This is a genomic window from Thalassospira xiamenensis M-5 = DSM 17429 (assembly GCF_000300235.2).
In the GTDB taxonomy this organism is placed as follows: domain Bacteria; phylum Pseudomonadota; class Alphaproteobacteria; order Rhodospirillales; family Thalassospiraceae; genus Thalassospira; species Thalassospira xiamenensis.
In genome coordinates, this window is the sequence record NZ_CP004388.1 from 1060866 (window position 1) to 1082111 (window position 21246).

Consider the following 21246-nt stretch of genomic DNA (forward strand, 5'->3'; position numbering starts at 1 on the left):
ACTCCCGCGCAGGCGGGAGTCCATGGGGCTTGCAGGTTCGGTGGATGGTTTTGAGGCTGTGGCACGAAGGACTGGAGTCCCGCCTTCGCGGGAATGACGGTTTATTGAGATACGATTTCCACCCGTTTGTCACTCCCGCGCAGGCGGGAGTCCATCGGGCAGCGGGTCCGGTGGAAGGTTTTGAGGCTGCGGCGCGAAGGGCTGGATTCCCGCGTTCGCAAGAATGACGGAAGAGAGTTTATCGACGCTTATGCGTTCAGGCTATCGAACAGGTCGTTCCAGTCGGGATTGTGTTTTTCGATCAGGTCGAGCTTCCAGGCGCGGCGCCATTTTTTAAGGCGCTTTTCGCGCAAAATGGCGTTTTCCATGCTGTCATACAGTTCAAAATGCACGAGTTGCCCGACATTGTAACGTTGGGTGAAGCCCTTATCCGTGCCAGTGCGATGTTGCCAGATGCGGGCGCGCAGATCGGCGGTGACGCCGATGTAAAGCGTGCCGTTGCGGTTGCTGGCAAGGATATAGACGCAGGGCTGTTTCATCGCCGGAGGATAGCAGGATTTGGCCAGATGACGGAGCTTTTGGTGATGCCGATGGGTGGTTTTGGTTGCGGGGGTGGAGGTCTCGGCACGAAAGACTGGATTCCCGCGTTCGCGGGAATGACGGCTTTGGGGATGGGCTTTCGACACATTCGTCACTCCCGCGAAGGCGGGAGTCCATCGTGCTGAGGGTTCGGTGGTTGGGGTAGAGGACGTGGCCCGCAAGGACTGGATTCCCGCGTGCGCGGGAATGACGGTTTTGGGGATGGGCTTTCGACACATTCGTCACTCCCGCGAAAGCGGGAGTCCAGGGTGCAGCGGGTTGGATGGTGAGGGGATCGGGCATGGCGCAGGTGATTGATCGGGGGCGGGCGAGATGTGCCGGGTTTGGCGAATTTGTCTGGATCTGGAATGCGATGATGGGGCTTGGGATGCCGGGGCATCATCGCGATATGGCGGCGTGGCTTGAGGCGTGCTGGACGGCGGGGAAGGGGCAGCTTTTGCTGATGGCGTTTCGCAATTCGGGCAAATCAACACTGGTCGGGCTGTTTTGCGCGTGGCTTTTGTATCGCGATGCGGATTTGCGCATTCTGGTGCTGGCGGCCGATCTGGGACTGGCGAAAAAGATGGTTCGCAATGTCAAGCGCGTGATCGAACGCCATCCGTTGCTGGCGGGGCTTCTGCCCGAAAAGCGGGTCGATTGGGGCACGCAGCGTTTTACGGTCGAGCGACCGGGCGTATTGCGGGATCCGTCGATGCAGGCGGCGGGAATTGGCGGCAATATCACCGGGTCGCGCGCCGATGTGGTGATTTGCGATGATGTCGAGGTGCCCAAAAACAGCGATAGCGCCCATAAACGCGCCGAATTGCGCGAGAAACTGGGCGAGATTGCCTATGTGCTGTCGCCCGATGGCACGCAGATTTATGTCGGAACCCCACATAGCTATTATTCGATCTATGCCGATGAAATCCGGGCCGAAACCGGGGAGGCTGCACCGTTTCTGGCGGGGTTTGAGCGGTTCTGCCTGCCGATCCTGGATGAACAGGGGCAATCGAACTGGCCAGACCGGTTTCCGATCACCAAGATCGAGGAAATCCGCACCCATACCGGGGAGCGGAAATTTGCCAGCCAGATGATGCTGGAGATGCTGGCCCCCAGTGACGGCATCCTCGACCCGGCCCGGTTGCACCGTTATGGCGATGATGCGGTGATCGAGCAGGCCAACGGGGTGCTTCGGCTGTCGATTGCGGGGCGGCGGATGGTGGCGGGCGCATGCCATTTTGATCCGAGTTTTGGGGCCGGTGGGGGCTTACCTGGTGGCGCATATGGGAGCGCAAAGGGGGGTGATGGCGCGGTGATTGCGTGCGTTTATGTCTGCGAGCGGGGGGAATACTGGCTGCATGATATGGCGTGGCTGACATTTGATCCGGCACGCCTGCATGAGGCCGATGAAGCCAGCCAGATTTGTGCCAAGGCCGCAGCATTCATCCGGCAGAACCATTTGCCGTCGGTGCGGGTCGAGACCAATGGCGTCGGGCGGTTTTTGCCCAATATCCTGCGTCGCGCCTTAAAGCAGGCCGACTGGGCGGCAAGTGTGGTGGAGCATCACGAGGCGAAAAACAAGGACGCGCGGATCGAGGATGCATTTGGGGCGGTGTTGAGTGCGGGGTTGCTGCATGCGCATGCGCGTATCTGGCAAACGCCGTTCATCCGTGAAATGCGCGAATGGCGACCCGGCGAGGGACGGGGGCGCGGGAAGGGCAAAGCAGGCCAGCATGATGACGGGCTTGATGCGGTGGCGGGCTGCCTGATCCATGAGCCGGTGCGCCTGCCGCGGGTGGAAAAAGCCCGGTCCGGGGGCGACTGGCGGCCTGCCGGGGCGGCTTTTTCGGCGCGAAACGGGTTTCAGCCCTAAAAAGTTTCGTGAATTCACAAATGCTTATGCAATCCGTCGATCACAAAATCGAGAAATTCATGGAAAATTCAATATTCGTGATTACCTTAACTATATGATTGAATAGTAATTGCGAAAATTAACTATACAAAGGAATAATTTGCATCCTTTGAGCCGATACGGGTTTGTTGCCGCAAGGCGCGGCGTTGGTCAATTTAGCAGTGCCGGAACACAAGACGCCCCTGCCGTTCATCCCGGGCGCACCGCACTGCCTGTCCCTTAAAGGAGGGCCTGACCATGTGGAAAACTGTAAGCCTGATTGCCGTAATGACCGGTGGCATCACCCTTGCCAGTCCGGTTACGGCGCAGACCGTATCGCCGGTTTGCGGCGACCGCACCAAGGTGATCAACAGCCTGAGCGCGAAATATTCCGAGGAACCGGTTGCGGTTGGCGTGACCGCCAATGGCGGCGTGATCGAGGTGCTGAAAGCCCCCGATGGCAAGACATGGACCATCCTGTTTACCTCGCCCAACGGGGCAAGCTGCCTTGTGGCATCGGGCGAGGCGTGGCAGGAGCTTGAGGTAAAGTTTAACGGGCCGCACGCCTGAATTTTCGGCGCGCCCCGGACCGAGACACCAGCCCCGCAACCGACCCTATCCTCCCGGTGGGTGCTTGCGGACCCGGCTGGTGACCATTGACGGATGACTGAGACGAAGACAATCGGGACGATTGAGACGACGGCTGATCCTATCTTATCTGGTTTTGATGAGTGACCTCCTTGACTGACCCGCAAGCCTTTCGGTTTGCGGGTCTTTTTTGTGCCGGGGCGGGAGAGGGGGCGGGCGGCTTGGTAAAATTTCATGTGGGTCCGCATTTCCGATGCGGGCCCTTTTTCATGGGCGATTCATGCAAAGGGGCAGGAGGATGTGATGAGCGGACCGGTTGATCTGATCTGGTGGATTACGGCGGTGGAAATTCCCGCCGTGGCGGGGCTTTTCTGGCTGAACTGGCGGATGCGGGGCGAGCTTTCGGCGCGGCTGGAAAGCCAGCGCGAGGGTCATGACGCGGAGATGATCGCGCTTCGCGATGGCTTGGCGGACTTCAAGCTCGATGTGGCGCGAAACTACGTTTCGATCCCGTACCTCAAGGATATTGAAAAACGCCTGACCGCGCATCTGCTGCGGATCGAGGCGAAGCTTGATCACAATGTACCGGCAGCGTGAGGCCGGTTTTGAACCCTAGAAAGGAAACAGCGATGAATGATGTTCTGATGATGGAAGCCGTTGCCGACCCGCAGGAATTGCCGGTCGCCGAGGTGCTGGCAAGGACGCTTTATGGTGAGGCGCGCGGCGAGGGTTTGCCGGGGATCGAGGCGGTGGCCTGCGTGATCCTGAACCGGGTGGCATTTGCCAAAGCGCGCGGGCGCTATTGGTGGGGCAATACGGTGTCGCAGGTGTGCCTGAAACCGGGGCAGTTTTCCTGCTGGAACGCGGGCGATCCGAACCGGGTGAAGTTGCTTAAGCTCAGTGCGCGCGACCCGGCATACCGGCTGTGCAAACGGGTGGCGACACGGGCATTGGCCGGGGAGATTGCCGACATGACCCAGGGGGCGACGCATTATCACACCCATGCGGTTGATCCCTATTGGGCGCGCGGACAGGTGCCGGTGGCCGAGATTGGCGGGCATCTGTTTTTCAAAAACATCGGTTAATTCAAACGGGGAGGTATCACATGATACCAGCATTACTGGCGCAGATCGGCCTGCCGCTTTTGATGAAGGCGGTCGGGGCGGGGCTTGAAACCATTGATCATCCGGTCGCGAAAACCGCGGCCGAGGGGCTTAAACAGGTGGGGGATGCGGTGACCAAGGGCGATGTCACGCCCGCCCAGATCATCGAGGCCAACCGCCATTCCGAACGCATGGCGGAAATCGAGCTTTCGCGGGACCGGAGCGTTCTGGCAACCGTCAACCGCACCATCCGGGCCGAGGTACAAAGCGAGGATGCGTTTGTGCGCCGCTGGCGACCGAGCTTTGGCTATGCGGTGGCACTCACCTGGATCATGACCATGGGATCAATTGCGGCCGCCATCATCTTAACGCCGCTTCAGGCCCCGGCGATTATCGCGGCATTGGTCAATACCAGCCCGATCTGGGGCATTGCGCTGGGCGTTTTGGGGGTCAGTGTGGTGAAGCGGAGTGCGGATAAGAAGATCGGGGAGGGTGGCGCGTGACGGGGTGACGGGGTGGTGGCCTGTTTGCGGCGGTGATTGCGGGTTGTTTCGGGTGGTGTGGCTGATATGATCGAAAACACCACCCAGGGGGCTAACAGGGGGCTTGAGATTTTGCTGGCCTCCGCAGACGAGGCCGCCATGTCTGATCAAACGTCGTCATTGCATTTACCATCACGGCCGATTGCGGCGACAATTGCCGTTGTCGTGCGCGATCAGCAGGTTTTGCTGGTGCGCCGCGCCAATCCGCCCGATCAGGGCATGTGGGGATATCCCGGCGGCAAGATCGAGGCGGGCGAAACCCTTGCACAGGCCGCGTTACGCGAACTTCACGAGGAAACCGGTATTTCGGCGGAAGCCATCGGTGTTTTGACGGCCCTTGATGCCTTTGATCGTGATGCGGACGGGCAGGTTAAACGCCATTTCATCCTGATTGCGATGCTGTGCCGCTGGAATGGTGGGGAGCCGGTTGCGGGGGATGATGCGCTGGATGCGGGCTGGTTCCCGGTTGCCGGGCTTGAGGAAGGCGGGCTTGAGCTGAGTCAGGATGTGGCGTGGGTGGCGCGGAAGGCGGCGGGTGTTATGGAGGAGGGGGCATGATTACCAATATCCTCACGCCGCGTCAGGCTTTGGTGGTTATTGCACCCTAGGCCAATACCATTCTGATCTGGGCGTTGTGTGTGTGGGGGGGGTCGTGATGAAGCGGAGTGCGACAAGAAGAGTGGGCAAATCAAAAGAAGGGAGTGCTCTCAAAGCACTCCCTTCAATAGAGTAGTTATTTTTTCTCAACTACGGTCGTCTTAGGATGTCTCTTTGCGTACTCTTTAGTCACGTAACGCCCACTCTCGGCGCTACGTGCCTTACCGGTTGATGAGGAACTTTTCGAGCTTGGTTTTTTAGCCATTTTCAATCTCCGTTGTTGGCTGTTGCTCGATCTGCCTTGAACCGTTGCTCCACAATTGATAACTTTGTGGTCTTCAAAAAGCGCAACCTCGAGGCAAATCTGACTTGAGGAAGCAATTTTCAGGCGATCTCTGTTCCAGCAGAGGTCGCCTTTATTTTGTCTGCCTCAATTAAGATGCTATCCGAAGGTATGCCACTCGTCAAAGTTTTTCATTCTGTTTAAGTTGTTGATTTTAAATGTTTTAAAGGTTTGTTCTTGATCTGTTTCTTTTTCTGATGAGGGTGCAATGGAACCTGTGACTCTTCGTAATCACGTTGGATCAATGACAGCTACTTTGAACCTAGCGTTAGAACGAGTTCTGGAAACTGAAGCTCTGTGCATTGTTTCACGACTGAAATCAGGGGAGCAGATGATCTGTGTCCTGGGAGAGAATGTCGAAGCCACCTCAAGATTAGTTGCAGATGTTGAGCTTGCGAAAGTTCGAATACTTGAAGGGTTGGATAGTGTGTCGACATTAATTGTGGCGGGTGAAACCATCTAAATGATATGGCCCGTTTCAGAAGATAAAGCAGGCTTTTCCGATATTTTTTTTTGATTCTCGGTTTGCCAATAATCCTGCCGCCCATGCCGAACATGCAGGATTGAAACCTGTTCTTCCTCGACACAATAAAACACCCGCCAAGGCGTTCCGCGCCCATAGAGCAATTGCCGGATTTCACTATCGAAGGCGTTACTTTCCGGGGCAATTGCGTGGGCAAATGGGAAGGTTTTCAGGTTCATTACAGCTTCTTGCAAGCCATCCCGCCACCGATAGGCATAGAGCGGGTTTTCTTCATGCAGCCAGTCATAGGCCGCAATGATATCCGCGACGGCCTTGGGCGATATGACGACCCGATAATGCTTCATTTATGCCGGGTGGAGAGGTCGTTAAAGAAGCTTTCCGCGTCCTGTCCCTGACCGTCGGCAATCTGATTCAGGCCTGTGCGGATGCCCGCGACCGTCTCGTTATATTCCAGACGATTTTGCATGTCCTGCCATGCCTTGGCATCCATGACCACCACAGACGCCTTGCCATTGACGGTCAGGATCGCGGGTTGCTGCGTTTCACGCAGGCGTTTGGTGAAGGTCGCCGTATCGCGTTTGAATTCGGTCAGCGGGCGAATATCCTTGGTGATATCCATATTTGCACCTTTAAAGCATCGAATTGAATGCGAATTTAGCATGTTTTTCGTGGTGGTGCGATGGAAATTCCCGGTGAAACGTCAATGCGGGCTTAGCCCACCCTGAAACAAACCCGCCCGCCCCGCGTTGCAAAGGCAACATCATTTGGCACACAGGCAAAAGGATTTGGCATGACGGACGCAGAACCGGTTTCCGTGGGCGAGATTGTCGCGCGGATACGGGATCGGGCGGCGGCGGGGCAGCGGACGGTTTCGGTTGATGATATGGTCTCCGTGCTGGGGCGGCGAAGTTACGGGCCGTTTTTGTTCGTGCCCGGATTGATCGGGGTCACACCCCTATCGGGGATTCCGATGGTGCCCGCGATCCTTGCGGTGATTGTGGCCGTGTTTGCCATTCAGATCGTTCTGGGGCGGTCGCATTTATGGTTGCCCGATATCCTTGGCCGCCGGTCGTTTGACGGGGCGAAGGTCGCCGATGCGATGGCGCGGATCGAACCGGTTGCCGAGAAGCTTGATCGCTGGTTTTACGGGCGGTTGCCGGGATTGACCGGGCGGCATGGGGTGCGGGTGGCGGCCCTTGTCTGTGTGCTGCTGGCGGCATTGGTGCCGTTTTTTGAAATGGTGCCGTTTGCCGGGATGGCGCCGATGAGTGCGATTGCCGCCTTCGGGCTTGCGATCCTTGTGCGCGACGGGGCGCTGATGCTGGCCGCGATATTTATTTCGCTGACATCAATGGCGGGACTGGTGTGGGTGCTGCTGGCGGCGGTGTGAGGTGATGAGGTGGATCAGGATGCGATCCGGGCCAGTTCGCTATAAAGATAAAACAGGACGCAGGCGGTGCCGATTGCCGCAATCAGGCGGGCGACAAGCCGGGGCAGGTGAGCGTTGGGCCAGATGTTGGGCACATTCGGACCGCCGAAAGCGCGGAAATCCTTGTGAATGTCGATGATCTCTGTCGCCGGGCGGCGCTGGTTCTGTGTAACGTGGCCCAGCGAGCCGCGACGGAAGGCGGCCGGTTTCGGGGCCTGATCATTTGAAACCCATTGGCGGGTGGTGTCGGGAAGGTCTACAGGGGCGCGTCGGGCCTGTCTGGTCGTCATGTTCTGCGTGCTCGTGTCCGGTTTGGTGGTCTGGTCTTCTGATTTTGCCGGATGATTTTAGTTGGTATAATTTAACTATACATAAGTATCTTGTATTTCCTCATCGGTATAGGTTTTTCGCGCGAGAGGCAAGAGAGAAAAAGCACAAAACCGGTTTTTTTGTGCTTTGGCATTTCGCCTGCTTGCCGAACGGGCCAGGCGACCTTATTTTCCCCGGATGACAAATTCATCACACACCATGATTTACCGCGTATTGGGCTCGGACGAGTGGGCGGAAGCGCTTGCGACCGGGCATTATGCCGGTGCGCCGCATGATATTGCGGACGGTTTTATCCATTTTTCGACGATTGATACGCTGGCAGAAACCCTTGCGCTGCATTACCCGAAACGCGGGGGATTGCGGCTTTTGCATGTGCCGGTCGCGGCGGTCGATGACAAGCTGAAATGGGAACCGGCGCGCGGTGGCACGCTGTTCCCGCATCTTTATGACCAGCTTTCGGTCGAGCATGTCGCACGCGTTGATGACCTTAAGCTTGATGATAACGAGGTTCATATCCTGCCCGAGGATCTGCGCCCCGACTATATGCGCAGAGGGTAATCATACCCGGCGATAGACGCGCCCGCCGCCCCGCTTTTGGCCGGTATCCTCGACCGTGGGGAATTTACCGGCCCGGACCGCATTGAGAAATTCCCGCCCGATCCTGACCTTGTCGCCGATATAAAGCGTATCCCAGCCGGGGCCGTAGATTTCCGGAAAGTGAAATGTGCCGGGGTCGCGGGCGGCGATGCGGCTTTGCAGGCGGGTGATTTCGTTGGCATCCATGAGGGGAGCCATGATGGCCTCCTTTTTTTGCGGGCGGCTTTCCTTCAGGTAGTTTTCAGGCGGGCATAAAGAAAGGGCGATGCCGGGATGGCACCGCCCTTTTGCCTTTGAGATCGGCAGGATCAGACCAGTTCGCCCAGCGTTGCCGGATCAAAGCCGAGCAGGGCATCGGTTTGATTGTCGCGGACCTTGGCCGTCCAGGCCGCATCGGTGATCAGCGCACGGCCAACCGCGATCAGATCGAATTCGCCGCGTTCCATGCGGTCCACCAGGGCATCAAGGCTGGCATTCTGGGATGTTTCACCCGAAAACGCGCCGATGAAATCCGATGACAGCCCGACAGAACCGACCGAAATCGTCGGGGCCCCGGTAAGCTTTTTCACCCAGCCAGCAAAGTTCAGGCCGTTCTCACCATCCAGTTCGGGGAATTCCGGCTCCCAGAAACGGCGTTGCGAGCAATGGACAATGTCCACCCCGGCATCGACCAGTGGGCCCAGCCAATCAGTCATTTCATCAGGGGTTGTTGCCAGACGGGCGGCGAAGTCCTGCTGTTTCCATTGGCTGACGCGCAGGATGATCGGGAAAACCGGGCCGACGGCAGCACGCATCGCACTGACCACTTCGCGCGCGAAGGTGGCGCGTTCCCGGATGGTTTTGCCGCCAAAGCGATCGGTGCGCAGATTGGTGCCCGACCAGAAGAACTGATCAATCAGGTAGCCATGCGCGCCGTGAATTTCAAAGGTATCGAAGCCTGCATTTTTGGCATCCAGCGCGGCCTGGGCGAAGGCGGCGATGGTGTCGGCAATGTCGGCATCGGTCATGGTGTTGCCGCGCGGCTCGTTGGGGGCAAGCAGGCCAGACGGGCTTTCGACCGGGTTTTCAGGCTCCCATCCGGTGAAGGAACGGGTTGAACCGGTATGCCAAAGCTGCGGACCCATTTTGCCGCCCGCTTCATGAACCGCATCCACCACGGCCTTCCAGCCCTTTAGCGCAGCGGCCCCGTGGAAGAACGGAATGCCCGGTTCATTGCGTGATGACGGGCGGTTGATCACCGTACCCTCCGACAGGATCAGGCCGACACCGCCTTCGGCGCGCTTGCGGTAATATTGCGCATTGGCGGCACCCGGAATGCCGTCTGGTGCCTTGGAACGGGTCATGGGGGCCATGACGATGCGGTTGGGAAGCTCAAGGGTTTTCAGCTTGAAGGGCTGAAACAGAATGTCGGTCTTTGACATCGGCTATTCTCCGATTGGAATTGGGTGTATGGTGGATACTAGATATATGGAAGATACCTGCTGTCAATCGGGCACCCGGAATATACCAGGTATACTTGAGGAAACCTGCGTGACGTCGGGCCGGATGAAATGAGATGGAAATGAGATGGAAATGCCATGGAAATGAAAGAATGTTCGGTCGAGATGTTCCGCTCGAACTGTCCGAGCCGGGAGCTTTTTGACCAGATTGCCGATAAATGGTCGATGATGATTCTGGCGGTGCTGGCCCATGGGCCATTGCGGTTTAACGCGATCAGGCGCGGGCTTGAAGGCATCACGCAAAAGGCATTGACGCAGACGCTGCGCAAGCTTGAGCGCAACGGCATTGTCGCGCGCCACGTGATCGCGACATCGCCGGTCGCGGTGGAATATGAAATCACCGATCTTGGCCGGTCGCTCGTTGGGCCGTTCAAGGCGCTTTATCTGTGGACGCGCGATAACTATGACGCAGTCGAAAAGGCGCGGGCGGCGTTTGATGCGCGGATGGAGGAGCGGGTTTAGGAACCCATGCCCCAACCGCCGCCTTGGGGGACAAGCTGTCGCGGGTTTTCTTGCCTGACAGGAAAACCGCAAATGTCAGAAATAACTGACAAATCCGTTGTCTTTGGCATTTCCCCCATAAATGTAAGATATATATGACATATGGCATTGACTGCGGATCATGTCGGGGTGTCTGTCGCGCGGGCCTTCAGGGCATTGATCCTTGCCCCGTTCCCTTACACAGCGTAAGAACAGGGCAGGTATTTACAAGCACGGAGCAGGTCGCGTGGGGTGGTACAAGTCACTGGTTTTGCCGGTTGTGCGCTGGATCGATGCGGAGACCGCGCATGGTCTTGCGATTTGCGCACTGAAAAACAATCTGGTGCCGCGCGACGATGATGCGCTGGATGCCACACCGATCCTTGAGACAGAGGTGTTCGGGCGCAAATTTGCCAATCCGGTCGGGCTTGCCGCCGGGTTCGATAAAAATGCCGAGGTCCCCAATCAGGCGCTTTCCCACGGGTTCGGCTTTGTTGAAATCGGATCGGTCACCCCCGAACCGCAACCGGGCAACCCCAAGCCCCGGCTCTTCCGGCTTTATTCCGACCGGGCGGTGATCAACCGCATGGGCTTTAACAATGAGGGTGCTGCCGTGGTGGCCGAACGCCTGCGCAAGCGTGCGCGCAAGGGCATTCTGGGTGCCAATCTTGGCAAAAACAAATATTCCGAGGACGCGGCGGCCGATTATGTGAAGGGTGTTGCCGCCCTTGGCCCTTATGCCGATTATCTGGTGGTCAATGTATCCTCGCCCAATACGCCCGGTTTGCGCGCACTTCAGGGGCGGGGGCCGCTTGAGGCGCTTCTGACGTCGGTTTTAAAAGCACGCGATAGCCATGCCAAGGGTGTGCCGGTGCTGCTTAAGGTCGCACCCGACCTGACCGAGGAAGACAAGGCCGATATTGCTGCGGTCGCGTTAAAACTCCGGCTTGATGGCATGATTGTTTCAAACACCACGATTGACCGGCCGGTCGGGCTTAATTCCTATGATCAGGATGAAAAGGGCGGTCTTTCCGGCCCGCCGCTTATGGAGCCCTCGACCAAGGTTCTTGCCGATTTTTACCGCCTGACCGGGGGTAAAATCCCGTTGATCGGGGTCGGCGGGATTGCATCGGGCAAGGATGCCTATGAGAAGATCCTTAATGGGGCGTCGCTGGTGCAGCTTTATTCCGCCCTTGTCTATCACGGGCTGGAGCTTGTGACCGAGATCAAGGAAGACCTTGCACGGCGGTTGCGCAAGGATGGGTTTGCCAGTGTTGCCGATGCGGTTGGGGCGGCGTTCCCGGAAATTTCCGGGCGGAAGGCTCCGGTTGATGAGGCGCGCGCGGCCAAGGCGGCGGTGACGGCGAAGGCGGAACCTGCCAAGGCAGATGAGGCCAAACCGGCGACCGCAGCGAAAGCGACCGCCAAGAAGCCAGCTACCAAGAAACCGACGGCGAAAAGTAAGGCTGCGCCGAAGGGCGGTTCGGCGACAGATTGATTTGTGGCACCATGGACTCCCGCGTTCGCGGGAGTGACGGTTTTGGGGTTGAGCGTTCGTTTCCCGCTCCCCGTCATTCCCGCAAGCACGGGAATCCATCTTGCCGCATGTGCGATGACGACGATTTTAACATGAAGTGGAATGGGTGAATGACGGTTGGCAACAGCTATCAGATGATCAACGGCCTGTCGGAAGTGATCGAACAGTATGATGCGGTGATCCTTGATCTTTGGGGCGTGGTGCATGACGGGGTCACACCGTATCCAAGCTCCATCCCGGCGATGGAGGCGCTTAAAAAGGCCGGTGTGCCGGTCGCCCTTCTGTCGAACGCGCCGCGCCGGTCAAGCGTCGTGGTGGCACGCATGGAAGATATGGGTATCGCGCGCGACCTTTATGGCCCGGCGGTCGCATCGGGCGAGATCGCCTATAGCCAGCTTCTCGCACGGACCGACCCGTGGTACGCCAAGCTGGGGCGCCGCGTGATGAGTGTCGGCCCGGTGCGCGACATGTCGATGTTTGAAGGGCAGGATATCGAGATCGTCAAGGATGTCGCCGATGCCGACTGGCTTCTGGTGACCGGGCCGAATGACGATTATGACGCGGTGTCGGTTTATGAGGATCTGCTGCATGCCGCCAAGGCGCGGGATTTGCCGATGCTGTGCCCGAACCCGGACCGCGAAGTGATCCGCGGCGGGGATCGCATCATCTGTGCCGGTGCGATTGCCGCACGTTACGAGGTGCTGGGCGGCAATGTCCGCTGGGAAGGCAAGCCGCTGGCGAGTGCCTATGATTTCTGCCTGCAACTGTTTGACAAGGGGCCGGATGCGAAGCTTCTGGTGGTGGGCGACAGCCTTTCGACCGATGTGGCCGGGTCAAACAATGCCGGGCTTGATGTGGCGCTGGTGACCGGTGGCATCCATGCCGAGGAACTTGGCGCGCCGCGCGGGACATTGCCCGAGAAGGGCAGGCTTGACGCGCTGCTGAACGCGACCGGGCGCAGCATTACCTATGCGGTTGGGGATTTTTGTTGGTGAGTTCTTATTTTGTTCTTTATTTTGTTGACATTAACATCCGCGATCAATATGGTAAATAATACATAGTCTGTCTTTTTAGGGCAGTTCTGAGAGGGAAGTTATGCATTCATCGAGTGCGGTCGCAAATCAGCTTTTGGAGCTCGCAAGGAGCTCAGGCAAACAGTTGACACCTATGCAGGTGCTCAAGCTTGTGTACCTTTGTCATGGTTGGATGCTTGGTCTGCATGGGCAGGAGCTTATCAGCGATGATGTTGAGGCTTGGCAATACGGGCCGGTTATTCCGTCTCTTTACCATGCGATGAAGCATTACCGGGCAAGTCCGGTGACCAGCACCCTCGAACAGCCAGTTGACGAGCCTGAATTCTCTGCGGAAGAAGTTGACCTTATCCGTCAAGTTTTTGAACAGTATGGTGATTATACTGGCCCACAGCTCTCAACAATTACCCATAAATCTGGTTCGCCGTGGCACCAGATATGGAACTCTTCTGATGACGAAATTCCGAATCCTATCATTCGAGCTCATTATGAAGAGTTAGCTAGTGGTGACAAATAAGAAAGTTCCGGGAATCTCTGCTCCTGTGCCTGAAGATGAGGCTGCGAAAGAAGAGCAGGCATTGATTCAAGACGGCAATCTTGAGAGTGCAAAAAAGAAAAATGAAGAAAATGAACTAGGTCGTGCAGATCGACTGAGGCACCACATTTATTGTGCCTCGGTCATTGCGATTTGGGCTCTTTTTGCAATTGTGTTTGCTTCTTTGTTGTCTCTTACGTGGTATTATATTGGCCCCAAATCTTGGCAGTGGTTGACCGAGGATCAGGTTGGTTTCATAAAAGGTGCATTGCTGAGTGGTGGGGGCGGTGCCTTGCTATCTTCTACAATGAACCATTATTTGAAGAAATGATGCGCGACATCACGATTGAAGAATTGGCAGCACGCATTAGACAGAAACGGGCCGAATTGGGCCTGTCTGGCAAGGGTGACGTGCAACCAAATTCCGGTCGTCGGCGCACTCAAAGCAAGCGTAATCTGTTGCGCAATATTGCCGAGCTTGCCGCAAGGGACGGTCGAGAGCCGCCTTTTAAAGCCAATTACTGATCTGCTTTGATCCTGTTTTCAGCCCGCCCCCGCTTTCGCGGGGGCGGGCTTTGCGGGCATGAAGGCTTTGGGTTCGGGGGACGGTCAGCTCTCTGCCACGCGCTTTTCGCGGAAGATGATGAAGATGCCGCTTCCGGTGATGATGGCGGCACCGACAAAGGTCAGAAGATCGGGCGTTTCGCCCCAGAAAAACCAGCCAAGCCCGGTGGCCCAGACGAGGGCGGTGTAATCAAACGGGGCGACGGTTGGGGCGTCGGCAACCCGGAAGGCCTGGGTGATCAGGGTCATGCCGCTGGTCCCGACAAAGGCGATGGCGATGAAAAGCCCGATATCCTCTGCCCGGATCGGGGTCCAGAAATACCAGACAGCACAGGCACTGAGCAGGGTGCTGGTGAAGCTGAGGTAAAACAGAAGCGTCCACATGCTTTCGCGGGGATCAAGAAGCCGCGCACTTAGCATCAGAAGCGCATAGGCAAAGGCGGTCGCCACCGGCAAGAGCGAGACGGGCTCAAAGGTTGCCGCACCGGGGCGCACGATCACCAGAACACCCAAAAAACCGACCATCACGGCCACCCAGCGCCGCCAGCCGACCCGCGCAATCAGCACCGATGAAATCGCGGTGATGAAAAGCGGGGCGACAAAGGCAAGGGCGGTGGCCTCCGCCAGTCCCATCAGATGGATACTGGTAAAGAACATGATGGTTGCGGCGATCCAGATGACGGTGCGCATGAAATGCACGCCGATGCGATTGGACCGCAGGCCGCCAAGCCCGACCATTTTTATCGCCAGCAGGGCGGCAAAGGGCAGGGCAATCGAATTGCGCAGAAAGATGATCTGGATTGGTGAATAATGATCCATCAATCCCTTGGCCAGGGCATCATTGACACACAGCAGGGCGACACCGGCACACATCAGAATGATGCCGGTCAGGTTGTGCTGGGGCTGTTGTGCATTCATGGTTCGTGGCGCTTTCCCTGTGTGATGGTGGGTTATCGCAATCACCATCTGTTTTCCGAGCTTTAGGGCAAAGTGCCGATTGAGGCCAGCAAAGAAAACGCCCGGTCGGGATTTCGGGAAGAGGGATGAATTTTGCGAGACGTTCGCAAAAACGGTTGACTTTCTGCCTTGGAACAGATTTTAAGTGTTATGTTATATCATAACAAATTTGTTTCATGGAGAAGATGATGACGCGAGCACTGCTTGCCCGTTTTTATACCCTTGCCGGTATTCTGGCGGTTGCCGGGGCGGTTGAAACCACCGGAGGGATTGCCGGTGTGGCGATGGCCGGGGCGAATGACGATGTGCTTGATATTGCAAGCCCGCTTGAGATTTCCGGGCTTGATCCGGCCAAGTCGGGCTATCTTTTCAGCCGCATGCAGGCCGCCGAAACGCTGTTTACGGTCAATCGCGAAAGCCAGATCGTGCCGATGCTGGCCAAGGACAGCCGGGCAAGCGATGACGGGTTGCGGTGGGAAATCAGCCTGCGCGATGATGTGACATTCCATGATGGCACGCCGTTGACGGCCGAAATTGTGACCGCTGATCTTAACCGCGCGTTCGAGCGCCCGGGTGTGTTGCGCCAGGCACCGATTACCGGCATTTCCGCATCGGGCAATGACATCGTGATCACGCTGTCCGAGCCGTTTGCGATGTTGCCAGCGTTTCTGGCGCATTACAGCACCATCATCCTTGCACCCGGATCGTTTGACGATGCCGGGGAAGTCCAGACGATTATCGGCACCGGCGCATACCGGGTTGATGCGGTTGTGCCGCCGCTTCGGATCGAGCTTTCGGCGTTTGACAAATGGTGGAACGGCCGCGCCCAGATTGAGAAGGTCAGCTATCTTGCGGTCAGCCGCGGTGAAACACGCGCGATGATGGCGCAAAGTGGTGATGCCGATCTGGTTCTGTCGCTGTTGCCGGTTGCGGTCACACAGCTTAAGGGTAATCCGGACGTCAATGTGACGGTGGCGACCGTCCCGCGGACCCGGCTTTTGAAATTGAATCTGGCACAGCCGTTCTTTGACGAAACGGTGGAGCGGCAGGCGCTGAGCCTTGCGATCAATCGAAAGGCGATTGCCGGGGTTGTGATGCGCAATACCGCTCTGGCGGCAAGCCAGATGTTCCCGCCCGAAATTCGCGACTGGTACGATGCGAATATGCCGGTTCTTGATTTCGATCCGCAAAAGGCGCGCGAATTGCTGGCGGATGCGGGCTGGGTCGCCGGTTCGGACGGCATCCTTGAAAAGGATGGCAAACGGTTTGATGTGACCGTGCGGACCTATGCAAGCTGGCCGGATTTGCCGCTGATAGCCACGGCATTGCAGTCGCAGTTGCGCGATGTTGGTATCGGGCTTGAGATTTCGGTGGGCAGCTATACCGAAATTCCGGCCGGTCATGCCGATGGCACGCTTGAGGCAGCCCTTGTGACACGCAGTTTTTCGATGGTGCCCGATCCGCTGGCGACAGTGATGGAAGATTATGGTCCCGGCGGGGCTGATTGGGGGGCGATGAACTGGCACAATGCCGAGGCCGAAGACCTGATTGCCGATTTGCGCAAGACGACGGACGGGGATGCGCGCGCGCAGATGCAAAAGAAGCTTGCCGATATCCTGCAAGCCGAATTGCCGACCATTCCGCTGGTCTGGAGCGAGCTTGCCATGGCATCGAGTGCGCGGTTGGAAAATGTCCGCATCGATCCGTATGAGCAGAATTATTACCTTGCCGATCTGCGGTGGGCGCAATGAAGGGATTGATTGCGACCCGCCTGATGCAGCTTGTGGCGGTTATTCTGATCGTCGGCACGCTGAGTTTTGCGTTGATGTATTTCCTGCCGGGTGATCCGGCATTAAGGATTGCCGCAGGCCGGTATGGCCCGGACATGATGGATAACGCGATTTCGGATATGGTCCGGGCCGAACTTGGTCTGGATCAGCCGATCCTTGTCCGGTTCCTGTCATGGATGGGCGATCTGGTCCGGTTTGATCTGGGCCATTCGCTGGTGACCGGGGCGCCGGTGATCCACGAGATCGGTTTGCAGCTTGGCTATACCCTTTGGCTGGCGGTGACGGCCTTTGTGCTGTCGCTTGTCATCGGGCCGGTGGCCGGGGCGATTGCCGGGCTCTTTCCCGGATCGGTCTATGACCGGGTGATGCTGCTTGTCGCGGTTGGTTTGCGTGCCGTGCCGCCCTTTGTTCTGGCGATCCTGTTCATGATGGTGTTCGGGGTGACGTTGCGCTGGCTGCCGACCGCAGGGTTTGGTGGCTGGGAGAACCTTGTTCTGCCGTCGGTTACACTCGCACTTGGTCTTGCGGCGATGTCGTCGCGTGTGATGCGCGATGCCATGATGGGGGTGGCATCCGCCCCCTATTTCATTCATGCCCGGTACAAGGGATTGTCTGACCGGGCGGTGGTGATGCGCCACGGGGTCCGCAATGCCTCCCTGCCGGTTGTCACCTATCTGGGTTTGCAGATGGTGTATCTGGTCGAAGGGGTGGTTGTGGTTGAATCGATCTTTGCCTTTCCGGGGATCGGTCATGCGCTTGTCCATGCGATCATCGCGCGCGATGTGCCGATGGTGCAGGGCACGGCCCTTGCCATGGGGGGATTGTTCGTGCTGCTGAACAGTGTGGTCGATCTTATGTGTCTGCGGCTTGATCCGCGTTTGCGGAGGGCAGCATGATGAAAACCGGTTCACTTGCTCATCTTCCGGCTGGTCTTGCCGAACAGCAGGCTGGCGGATTCTGGACAACCGCACGCATGGCGGGGGTGGCGATCATTGTGCCGCTTCTGGCGTTTGCGTTTATCGGGCCGATGCTGATTGATACTGATCCGCTGGCACAGGATTACGAGGCGGTTCTGATTTCGCCGGGCGATGCGGCGCATATCTTGGGGACCGATCATTTCGGTCGTTCGATGCTCGCACGTCTTGCATTCGGTGCGCAGCTTTCGTTTGTCATGGCCTTTGTGACGGCATTGACGGCGGCGGTGCCGGGGATTTTGCTGGGCATTCTGGCGGCTGCACGCGGGGGATTAATCGAACGCGGGCTTGTCGCGCTTTCGGATATTGTTCTGGCCCTGCCGGGATTGTTGCTGGTTCTGCTGTTGCTGGCGTTTGCGCCGGGGCAGTTCGGGCCGCTTTATCTTGGCCTGGCGCTTTATCTTTGGGTCGAGTTTTTCCGGGTGGCGCGCATTGAAACGGCGCGTGTCATGACATCGCCCAGTGTTGAAGCCACACGGCTTTTGGGGTTCGGGCGGTTTTACATCGTGACACGGATCATTTTCCCGGCGCTGGCCGGGCCGATGATCACGCTTTTTGCCTTTGCCACCGGATCGGCGATCATTGCGGTCAGTACGCTAAGTGCGATCCATGTCGGCCTGCGCCCGCCAACACCCGAACTTGGCGCGATGATTGTTGAACTGATGCCCTATTACAGCGAGGCCCCGTTGCAGATCATGATGCCGGCAGCGGCGATTTTCCTGCTGGTTCTGGCGTTGCAGCTTCTGGCCGGAAGGAAAAGCTGATGCATGATATCCGTATCGAAAATCTGACGGTGCGCACACAGGGTGGCACGGTTCTGGTTGATGATGTGTCGCTGGCTTTTGGCCCGAACAGGCCGGTTTGCCTGATCGGGGAGACCGGATCGGGCAAAAGCCTGATCATGCATGCGGTGATGGGCAGCCTGCCTGACAGTCTGGTGTGCGAGGGGAAAATCCTGTTTGACGGGGTGGATCTTCTGACACAGACAGCCGATGCCAGACGTGCCTTATGGGGGCGCAAGATTGCCCTTTTGCCACAGGAGCCGTGGCTTGCGCTTGACCCCACCATGCGGGTGCAGGGGCAGGTGGCGGAAGTTTACACCGCCCTGCATGGCATTCCGGCGCGGGAAGCCGGGCAGAAGGCGGATGGTGAACTTTCGGCGGTGGGGCTTGCCCATGCGGGAAATGCCTATCCGTTTGAATTGTCGGGCGGCATGGCGCAGCGCGTTTCGATTGCCATGGCCCATGCGGGCGGCAGTCCGGTGATGCTGGCCGACGAGCCGACCAAGGGCCTTGACCGGGCATTGTGCAAGGTAGTGGGCGAATTGTTGTGCTTCGAGGTTGCACTTGGCCGGGCGATGATGGTGATCACCCATGATCTTGAACTGGCCGAACAGGTTGGCGGGACGGTCGGCGTGATGCGGCGTGGCCGGTTGCTTGAGGCCGGGGCGGCGGCGGATATTTTGTCTGCGCCGTCCGATCCCTATACCCGGCATCTGGTGGCGAGCTTGCCACGCAACTGGCCGGTGCGCGACCATCCGCATCCCCGTAACGATGCGACGTCATCGGGTGATAAAGCGGTGGTCACCGGGCGCGGTATCGGCAAGTCATTTGGCGAAAGGCAGCTTTTTTCCGGGCTTGATATCACGCTTAACCGGGGCGAGATCACCGTGGTCCTGGGGCCAAGCGGCAGCGGCAAAAGCACGCTTGGCAATATTTTGCTGGGATTGATGCCGTTTCAGGAGGGGGCGGTGGCGCGACCGGGAAATCTTCCGGCGATGCGATACCAGAAAATCTATCAGGACCCGCCATCGGCCTTTATTGCCCATCAGACGCTTGGTCAGGGATTTGACGACCTTCGGCGGTTACACGGGATCGACATGGCACGCCAGACCGCGATGATGGAAAGCCTTGGCCTTGATCGCGGGCTTCTGGCAAGGCCGCCCTCGGCGATTTCGGGTGGGGAATTGCAACGTTTTGCGATTGCGCGGTCGCTTCTTCTGGATCCGGTGATGCTGTTTGCCGACGAGGCGACATCGCGGCTTGACCCGGTCAGTCAGAAACGGGTGATCGACCTTCTGGTGGCACAGGTTCGCGAACGCGATCTTGCGTTGCTGCTGGTGACGCATGACGAGGTATTGGCCGAACGCATTGCCGACCGGATCATCCGAATTGACAATGCGCGGACCGCGACCACACAGGCCAAAGCGGCGTAACGGCTTCTTTGGCTTATGACCGCTGGTCCGGTCGCGAGGCCCCGATTATTTCAGACAAAAAAACGCCGCCCGGTGAAGGCGGCGTTTTGCGTTTGGGACGCGAGATGCTGAGGGGTCAGATCGCGGTGGCGCGGTTGGCTTCGATATAGATTTCGCGCAGCCGCTTGGCGATCGGGCCCGGGGTGCCGTCGCCGATTTTTTTGCCATCGACTTCGGCGACCGGGCAGACAAAGGCCGAGGCCGAGGTTGAGAAGGCTTCCTTGGCGGCATAGACTTCATCGACGGTGAACAGGCGTTCTTCGACCTTGAGCTGCAATTCCTCGGCACATTTCAGGACGGCCTTACGCGTGATGCCGTGCAGGATGTCGTTGGAAAGCTGCCGGGTGACGATGACGTTATCCTGGGTCACGATATAGGCGTTGTTTGACGAGCCTTCGGTGACGTAACCATCGAGCACCATCCACGCATCATCAGCCCCCTTGGCGGCGGCTTCGGTTTTCAGAAGCGACGCATAAAGAAGCTGTACGGTTTTGATGTCGGACCGGCGCCAGCGGACATCCGGGTAGGTCAGGATTTTCTGGCCGCGTTCGGCCAGCGGCGATTTGATCAGGGATTTGGATTGGGTGAACAGAACAACCGTGGCCGGGGTGTCATCCTTGATCGCGAAATCACGATCACCGGCCGATCCGCGCGAGATTTGCAGGTAAACCAGCCCCTCGGTGATGTCGTTGCGTTTGACCAGTTCGCGATGGATTTCAAGCAGTTCGTCGATATCGGCCTTGTAGGTGAAGCCCAGTTCCGAGAGCGAGCGGGCCAGACGGGTCATGTGACCGTTAAAATCGATCAGCTTGCCATCAAGTACCGAGGTGACTTCATACACGCCATCGGCAAACAGGAAGGAACGGTCAAAGATCGAAATCTTGGCTTCATTTTCCGGCAGATAATCGCCGTTCACATAAACAGTACGCATGTCATCTTCCTGTCTGTTCGGGAGCCGTCGGAATGGTGCGGGCATTCGCGAGCGTTACATCATATACCATTTCGATAGCACAGAGCAGGCGGGTTTGTCGCGCCACGCTTTGGTTGTTGCGTATAAAAGGTGGAAAATTGCCTTTGTGGCCTTTGGGATGCCGCAATGTTGCACATATATGCGTTTATTGGCGTGCAGGGCCGCAGAACAT

27 protein-coding genes are annotated in these 21246 nt (G+C 57.8%); 19 read left to right on the forward strand and 8 right to left on the reverse strand.

Features of this window, described 5'->3' with window-relative positions:
- Nucleotides 1-248: 248 nt before the first annotated feature.
- Nucleotides 249-686: a GIY-YIG nuclease family protein gene (locus TH3_RS04880; protein WP_007092303.1), complete on the reverse strand. Its 438-nt coding sequence runs from the start codon at nucleotides 684-686 to the stop codon at nucleotides 249-251.
- Nucleotides 687-880: 194 nt separating this feature from the next.
- Between TH3_RS04880 and terL the strand changes: the two genes are divergently transcribed.
- From terL to TH3_RS04915, 7 genes are all read left to right on the forward strand, one after another.
- Nucleotides 881-2452 carry a phage terminase large subunit gene (gene terL / locus TH3_RS04885; RefSeq protein WP_007092304.1) on the forward strand — a complete coding sequence of 524 codons (1572 nt, stop codon included), beginning with the start codon at nucleotides 881-883 and terminating at the stop codon, nucleotides 2450-2452.
- 276 nt (nucleotides 2453-2728) lie between these two features.
- The gene (locus tag TH3_RS04890) at nucleotides 2729-3040 is read left to right on the forward strand and encodes a hypothetical protein (protein WP_007092305.1); all 312 of its coding nucleotides are present in this window, start codon (nucleotides 2729-2731) and stop codon (nucleotides 3038-3040) included.
- Nucleotides 3041-3361: 321 nt separating this feature from the next.
- Entirely contained in the window at nucleotides 3362-3655 is a 294-nt protein-coding gene (locus tag TH3_RS04895; RefSeq protein ID WP_040060572.1) for a hypothetical protein, read from the forward strand.
- A gap of 32 nt (nucleotides 3656-3687) precedes the next feature.
- Nucleotides 3688-4143, forward strand: coding sequence for a cell wall hydrolase (locus TH3_RS04900; RefSeq protein ID WP_007092307.1), 456 nt, complete (start codon nucleotides 3688-3690; stop codon nucleotides 4141-4143).
- A gap of 20 nt (nucleotides 4144-4163) precedes the next feature.
- Nucleotides 4164-4664, forward strand: a complete 501-nt coding sequence (locus TH3_RS04905) for a 3TM-type holin (protein ID WP_007092308.1) — start codon at nucleotides 4164-4166, stop codon at nucleotides 4662-4664.
- A gap of 138 nt (nucleotides 4665-4802) precedes the next feature.
- Nucleotides 4803-5261, forward strand: coding sequence for an NUDIX hydrolase (locus tag TH3_RS04910; RefSeq protein WP_040060574.1), 459 nt, complete (start codon nucleotides 4803-4805; stop codon nucleotides 5259-5261).
- A 590-nt stretch (nucleotides 5262-5851) separates the two neighbouring features.
- Nucleotides 5852-6106 carry a hypothetical protein gene (locus tag TH3_RS04915; RefSeq protein ID WP_139328321.1) on the forward strand — a complete coding sequence of 85 codons (255 nt, stop codon included), beginning with the start codon at nucleotides 5852-5854 and terminating at the stop codon, nucleotides 6104-6106.
- On the opposite strand, the gene TH3_RS04920 is transcribed toward TH3_RS04915, so the two are convergent.
- Nucleotides 6103-6471 (reverse strand): type II toxin-antitoxin system RelE/ParE family toxin, encoded by a 369-nt coding sequence (locus TH3_RS04920; protein ID WP_007092310.1) that lies wholly within the window; start codon nucleotides 6469-6471, stop codon nucleotides 6103-6105. The two genes, TH3_RS04915 and TH3_RS04920, sit on opposite strands and share 4 nt — an antisense overlap.
- The gene (locus TH3_RS04925; RefSeq protein WP_007092311.1) at nucleotides 6468-6746 is read right to left on the reverse strand and encodes a type II toxin-antitoxin system Phd/YefM family antitoxin; all 279 of its coding nucleotides are present in this window, start codon (nucleotides 6744-6746) and stop codon (nucleotides 6468-6470) included. Before TH3_RS04925 ends, TH3_RS04920 begins: the two co-directional genes overlap by 4 nt.
- A gap of 171 nt (nucleotides 6747-6917) precedes the next feature.
- Between TH3_RS04925 and TH3_RS04930 the strand changes: the two genes are divergently transcribed.
- A complete protein-coding gene (locus TH3_RS04930; RefSeq protein ID WP_007092312.1) occupies nucleotides 6918-7517 on the forward strand; it encodes an exopolysaccharide biosynthesis protein in 600 nt (199 codons plus the stop codon).
- A 14-nt stretch (nucleotides 7518-7531) separates the two neighbouring features.
- On the opposite strand, the gene TH3_RS04935 is transcribed toward TH3_RS04930, so the two are convergent.
- Nucleotides 7532-7846 carry a hypothetical protein gene (locus TH3_RS04935; protein WP_007092313.1) on the reverse strand — a complete coding sequence of 105 codons (315 nt, stop codon included), beginning with the start codon at nucleotides 7844-7846 and terminating at the stop codon, nucleotides 7532-7534.
- 217 nt (nucleotides 7847-8063) lie between these two features.
- Between TH3_RS04935 and TH3_RS04940 the strand changes: the two genes are divergently transcribed.
- Nucleotides 8064-8444: a DUF952 domain-containing protein gene (locus tag TH3_RS04940; protein WP_076519716.1), complete on the forward strand. Its 381-nt coding sequence runs from the start codon at nucleotides 8064-8066 to the stop codon at nucleotides 8442-8444.
- Here TH3_RS04940 and TH3_RS04945 read toward each other — a convergent pair whose 3' ends face one another.
- Together TH3_RS04945 and TH3_RS04950 are read right to left on the reverse strand one after the other, a co-directional pair.
- Entirely contained in the window at nucleotides 8445-8681 is a 237-nt protein-coding gene (locus TH3_RS04945) for a DUF1413 domain-containing protein (RefSeq protein WP_202965959.1), read from the reverse strand.
- 110 nt (nucleotides 8682-8791) lie between these two features.
- Nucleotides 8792-9904, reverse strand: a complete 1113-nt coding sequence (locus TH3_RS04950; protein WP_007092316.1) for an NADH:flavin oxidoreductase — start codon at nucleotides 9902-9904, stop codon at nucleotides 8792-8794.
- 156 nt (nucleotides 9905-10060) lie between these two features.
- Here TH3_RS04950 and TH3_RS04955 point away from each other — a divergent pair, with 156 nt between their 5' ends.
- From TH3_RS04955 to TH3_RS04980, 6 genes are all read left to right on the forward strand, one after another.
- Nucleotides 10061-10444, forward strand: coding sequence for a winged helix-turn-helix transcriptional regulator (locus TH3_RS04955; protein WP_007092317.1), 384 nt, complete (start codon nucleotides 10061-10063; stop codon nucleotides 10442-10444).
- A gap of 265 nt (nucleotides 10445-10709) precedes the next feature.
- The gene (locus tag TH3_RS04960; RefSeq protein ID WP_007092318.1) at nucleotides 10710-11960 is read left to right on the forward strand and encodes a quinone-dependent dihydroorotate dehydrogenase; all 1251 of its coding nucleotides are present in this window, start codon (nucleotides 10710-10712) and stop codon (nucleotides 11958-11960) included.
- Between the two features lie 149 nt (nucleotides 11961-12109).
- A complete protein-coding gene (locus TH3_RS04965; protein WP_007092319.1) occupies nucleotides 12110-12994 on the forward strand; it encodes a TIGR01459 family HAD-type hydrolase in 885 nt (294 codons plus the stop codon).
- Nucleotides 12995-13094: 100 nt separating this feature from the next.
- Entirely contained in the window at nucleotides 13095-13547 is a 453-nt protein-coding gene (locus tag TH3_RS04970; RefSeq protein WP_007092320.1) for a Panacea domain-containing protein, read from the forward strand.
- Nucleotides 13537-13896 carry a hypothetical protein gene (locus tag TH3_RS04975; protein ID WP_139328322.1) on the forward strand — a complete coding sequence of 120 codons (360 nt, stop codon included), beginning with the start codon at nucleotides 13537-13539 and terminating at the stop codon, nucleotides 13894-13896. The genes TH3_RS04970 and TH3_RS04975 overlap by 11 nt, the downstream gene beginning before the upstream one ends.
- Nucleotides 13893-14090 (forward strand): hypothetical protein, encoded by a 198-nt coding sequence (locus TH3_RS04980; RefSeq protein ID WP_233421844.1) that lies wholly within the window; start codon nucleotides 13893-13895, stop codon nucleotides 14088-14090. The genes TH3_RS04975 and TH3_RS04980 overlap by 4 nt, the downstream gene beginning before the upstream one ends.
- 84 nt (nucleotides 14091-14174) lie before the next feature.
- On the opposite strand, the gene TH3_RS04985 is transcribed toward TH3_RS04980, so the two are convergent.
- Nucleotides 14175-15047 carry a DMT family transporter gene (locus TH3_RS04985; RefSeq protein WP_007092452.1) on the reverse strand — a complete coding sequence of 291 codons (873 nt, stop codon included), beginning with the start codon at nucleotides 15045-15047 and terminating at the stop codon, nucleotides 14175-14177.
- 224 nt (nucleotides 15048-15271) lie between these two features.
- Between TH3_RS04985 and TH3_RS04990 the strand changes: the two genes are divergently transcribed.
- The 4 genes from TH3_RS04990 to TH3_RS05005 are packed head-to-tail and all read left to right on the forward strand — an operon-like array spanning nucleotide 15272 to nucleotide 20065.
- Entirely contained in the window at nucleotides 15272-16837 is a 1566-nt protein-coding gene (locus TH3_RS04990) for an ABC transporter substrate-binding protein (RefSeq protein WP_215905854.1), read from the forward strand.
- On the forward strand, nucleotides 16834-17772 hold the full coding sequence (locus TH3_RS04995; protein WP_007092454.1) for an ABC transporter permease: 939 nt from the start codon (nucleotides 16834-16836) through the stop codon (nucleotides 17770-17772). Before TH3_RS04990 ends, TH3_RS04995 begins: the two co-directional genes overlap by 4 nt.
- Nucleotides 17769-18614, forward strand: coding sequence for an ABC transporter permease (locus TH3_RS05000; protein ID WP_007092455.1), 846 nt, complete (start codon nucleotides 17769-17771; stop codon nucleotides 18612-18614). The genes TH3_RS04995 and TH3_RS05000 overlap by 4 nt, the downstream gene beginning before the upstream one ends.
- Nucleotides 18614-20065, forward strand: a complete 1452-nt coding sequence (locus TH3_RS05005) for an ABC transporter ATP-binding protein (protein ID WP_007092456.1) — start codon at nucleotides 18614-18616, stop codon at nucleotides 20063-20065. The genes TH3_RS05000 and TH3_RS05005 overlap by 1 nt, the downstream gene beginning before the upstream one ends.
- Before the next feature lie 115 nt (nucleotides 20066-20180).
- On the opposite strand, the gene TH3_RS05010 is transcribed toward TH3_RS05005, so the two are convergent.
- On the reverse strand, nucleotides 20181-21035 hold the full coding sequence (locus tag TH3_RS05010) for a D-amino-acid transaminase (RefSeq protein ID WP_007092457.1): 855 nt from the start codon (nucleotides 21033-21035) through the stop codon (nucleotides 20181-20183).
- Nucleotides 21036-21246: the final 211 nt, after the last annotated feature.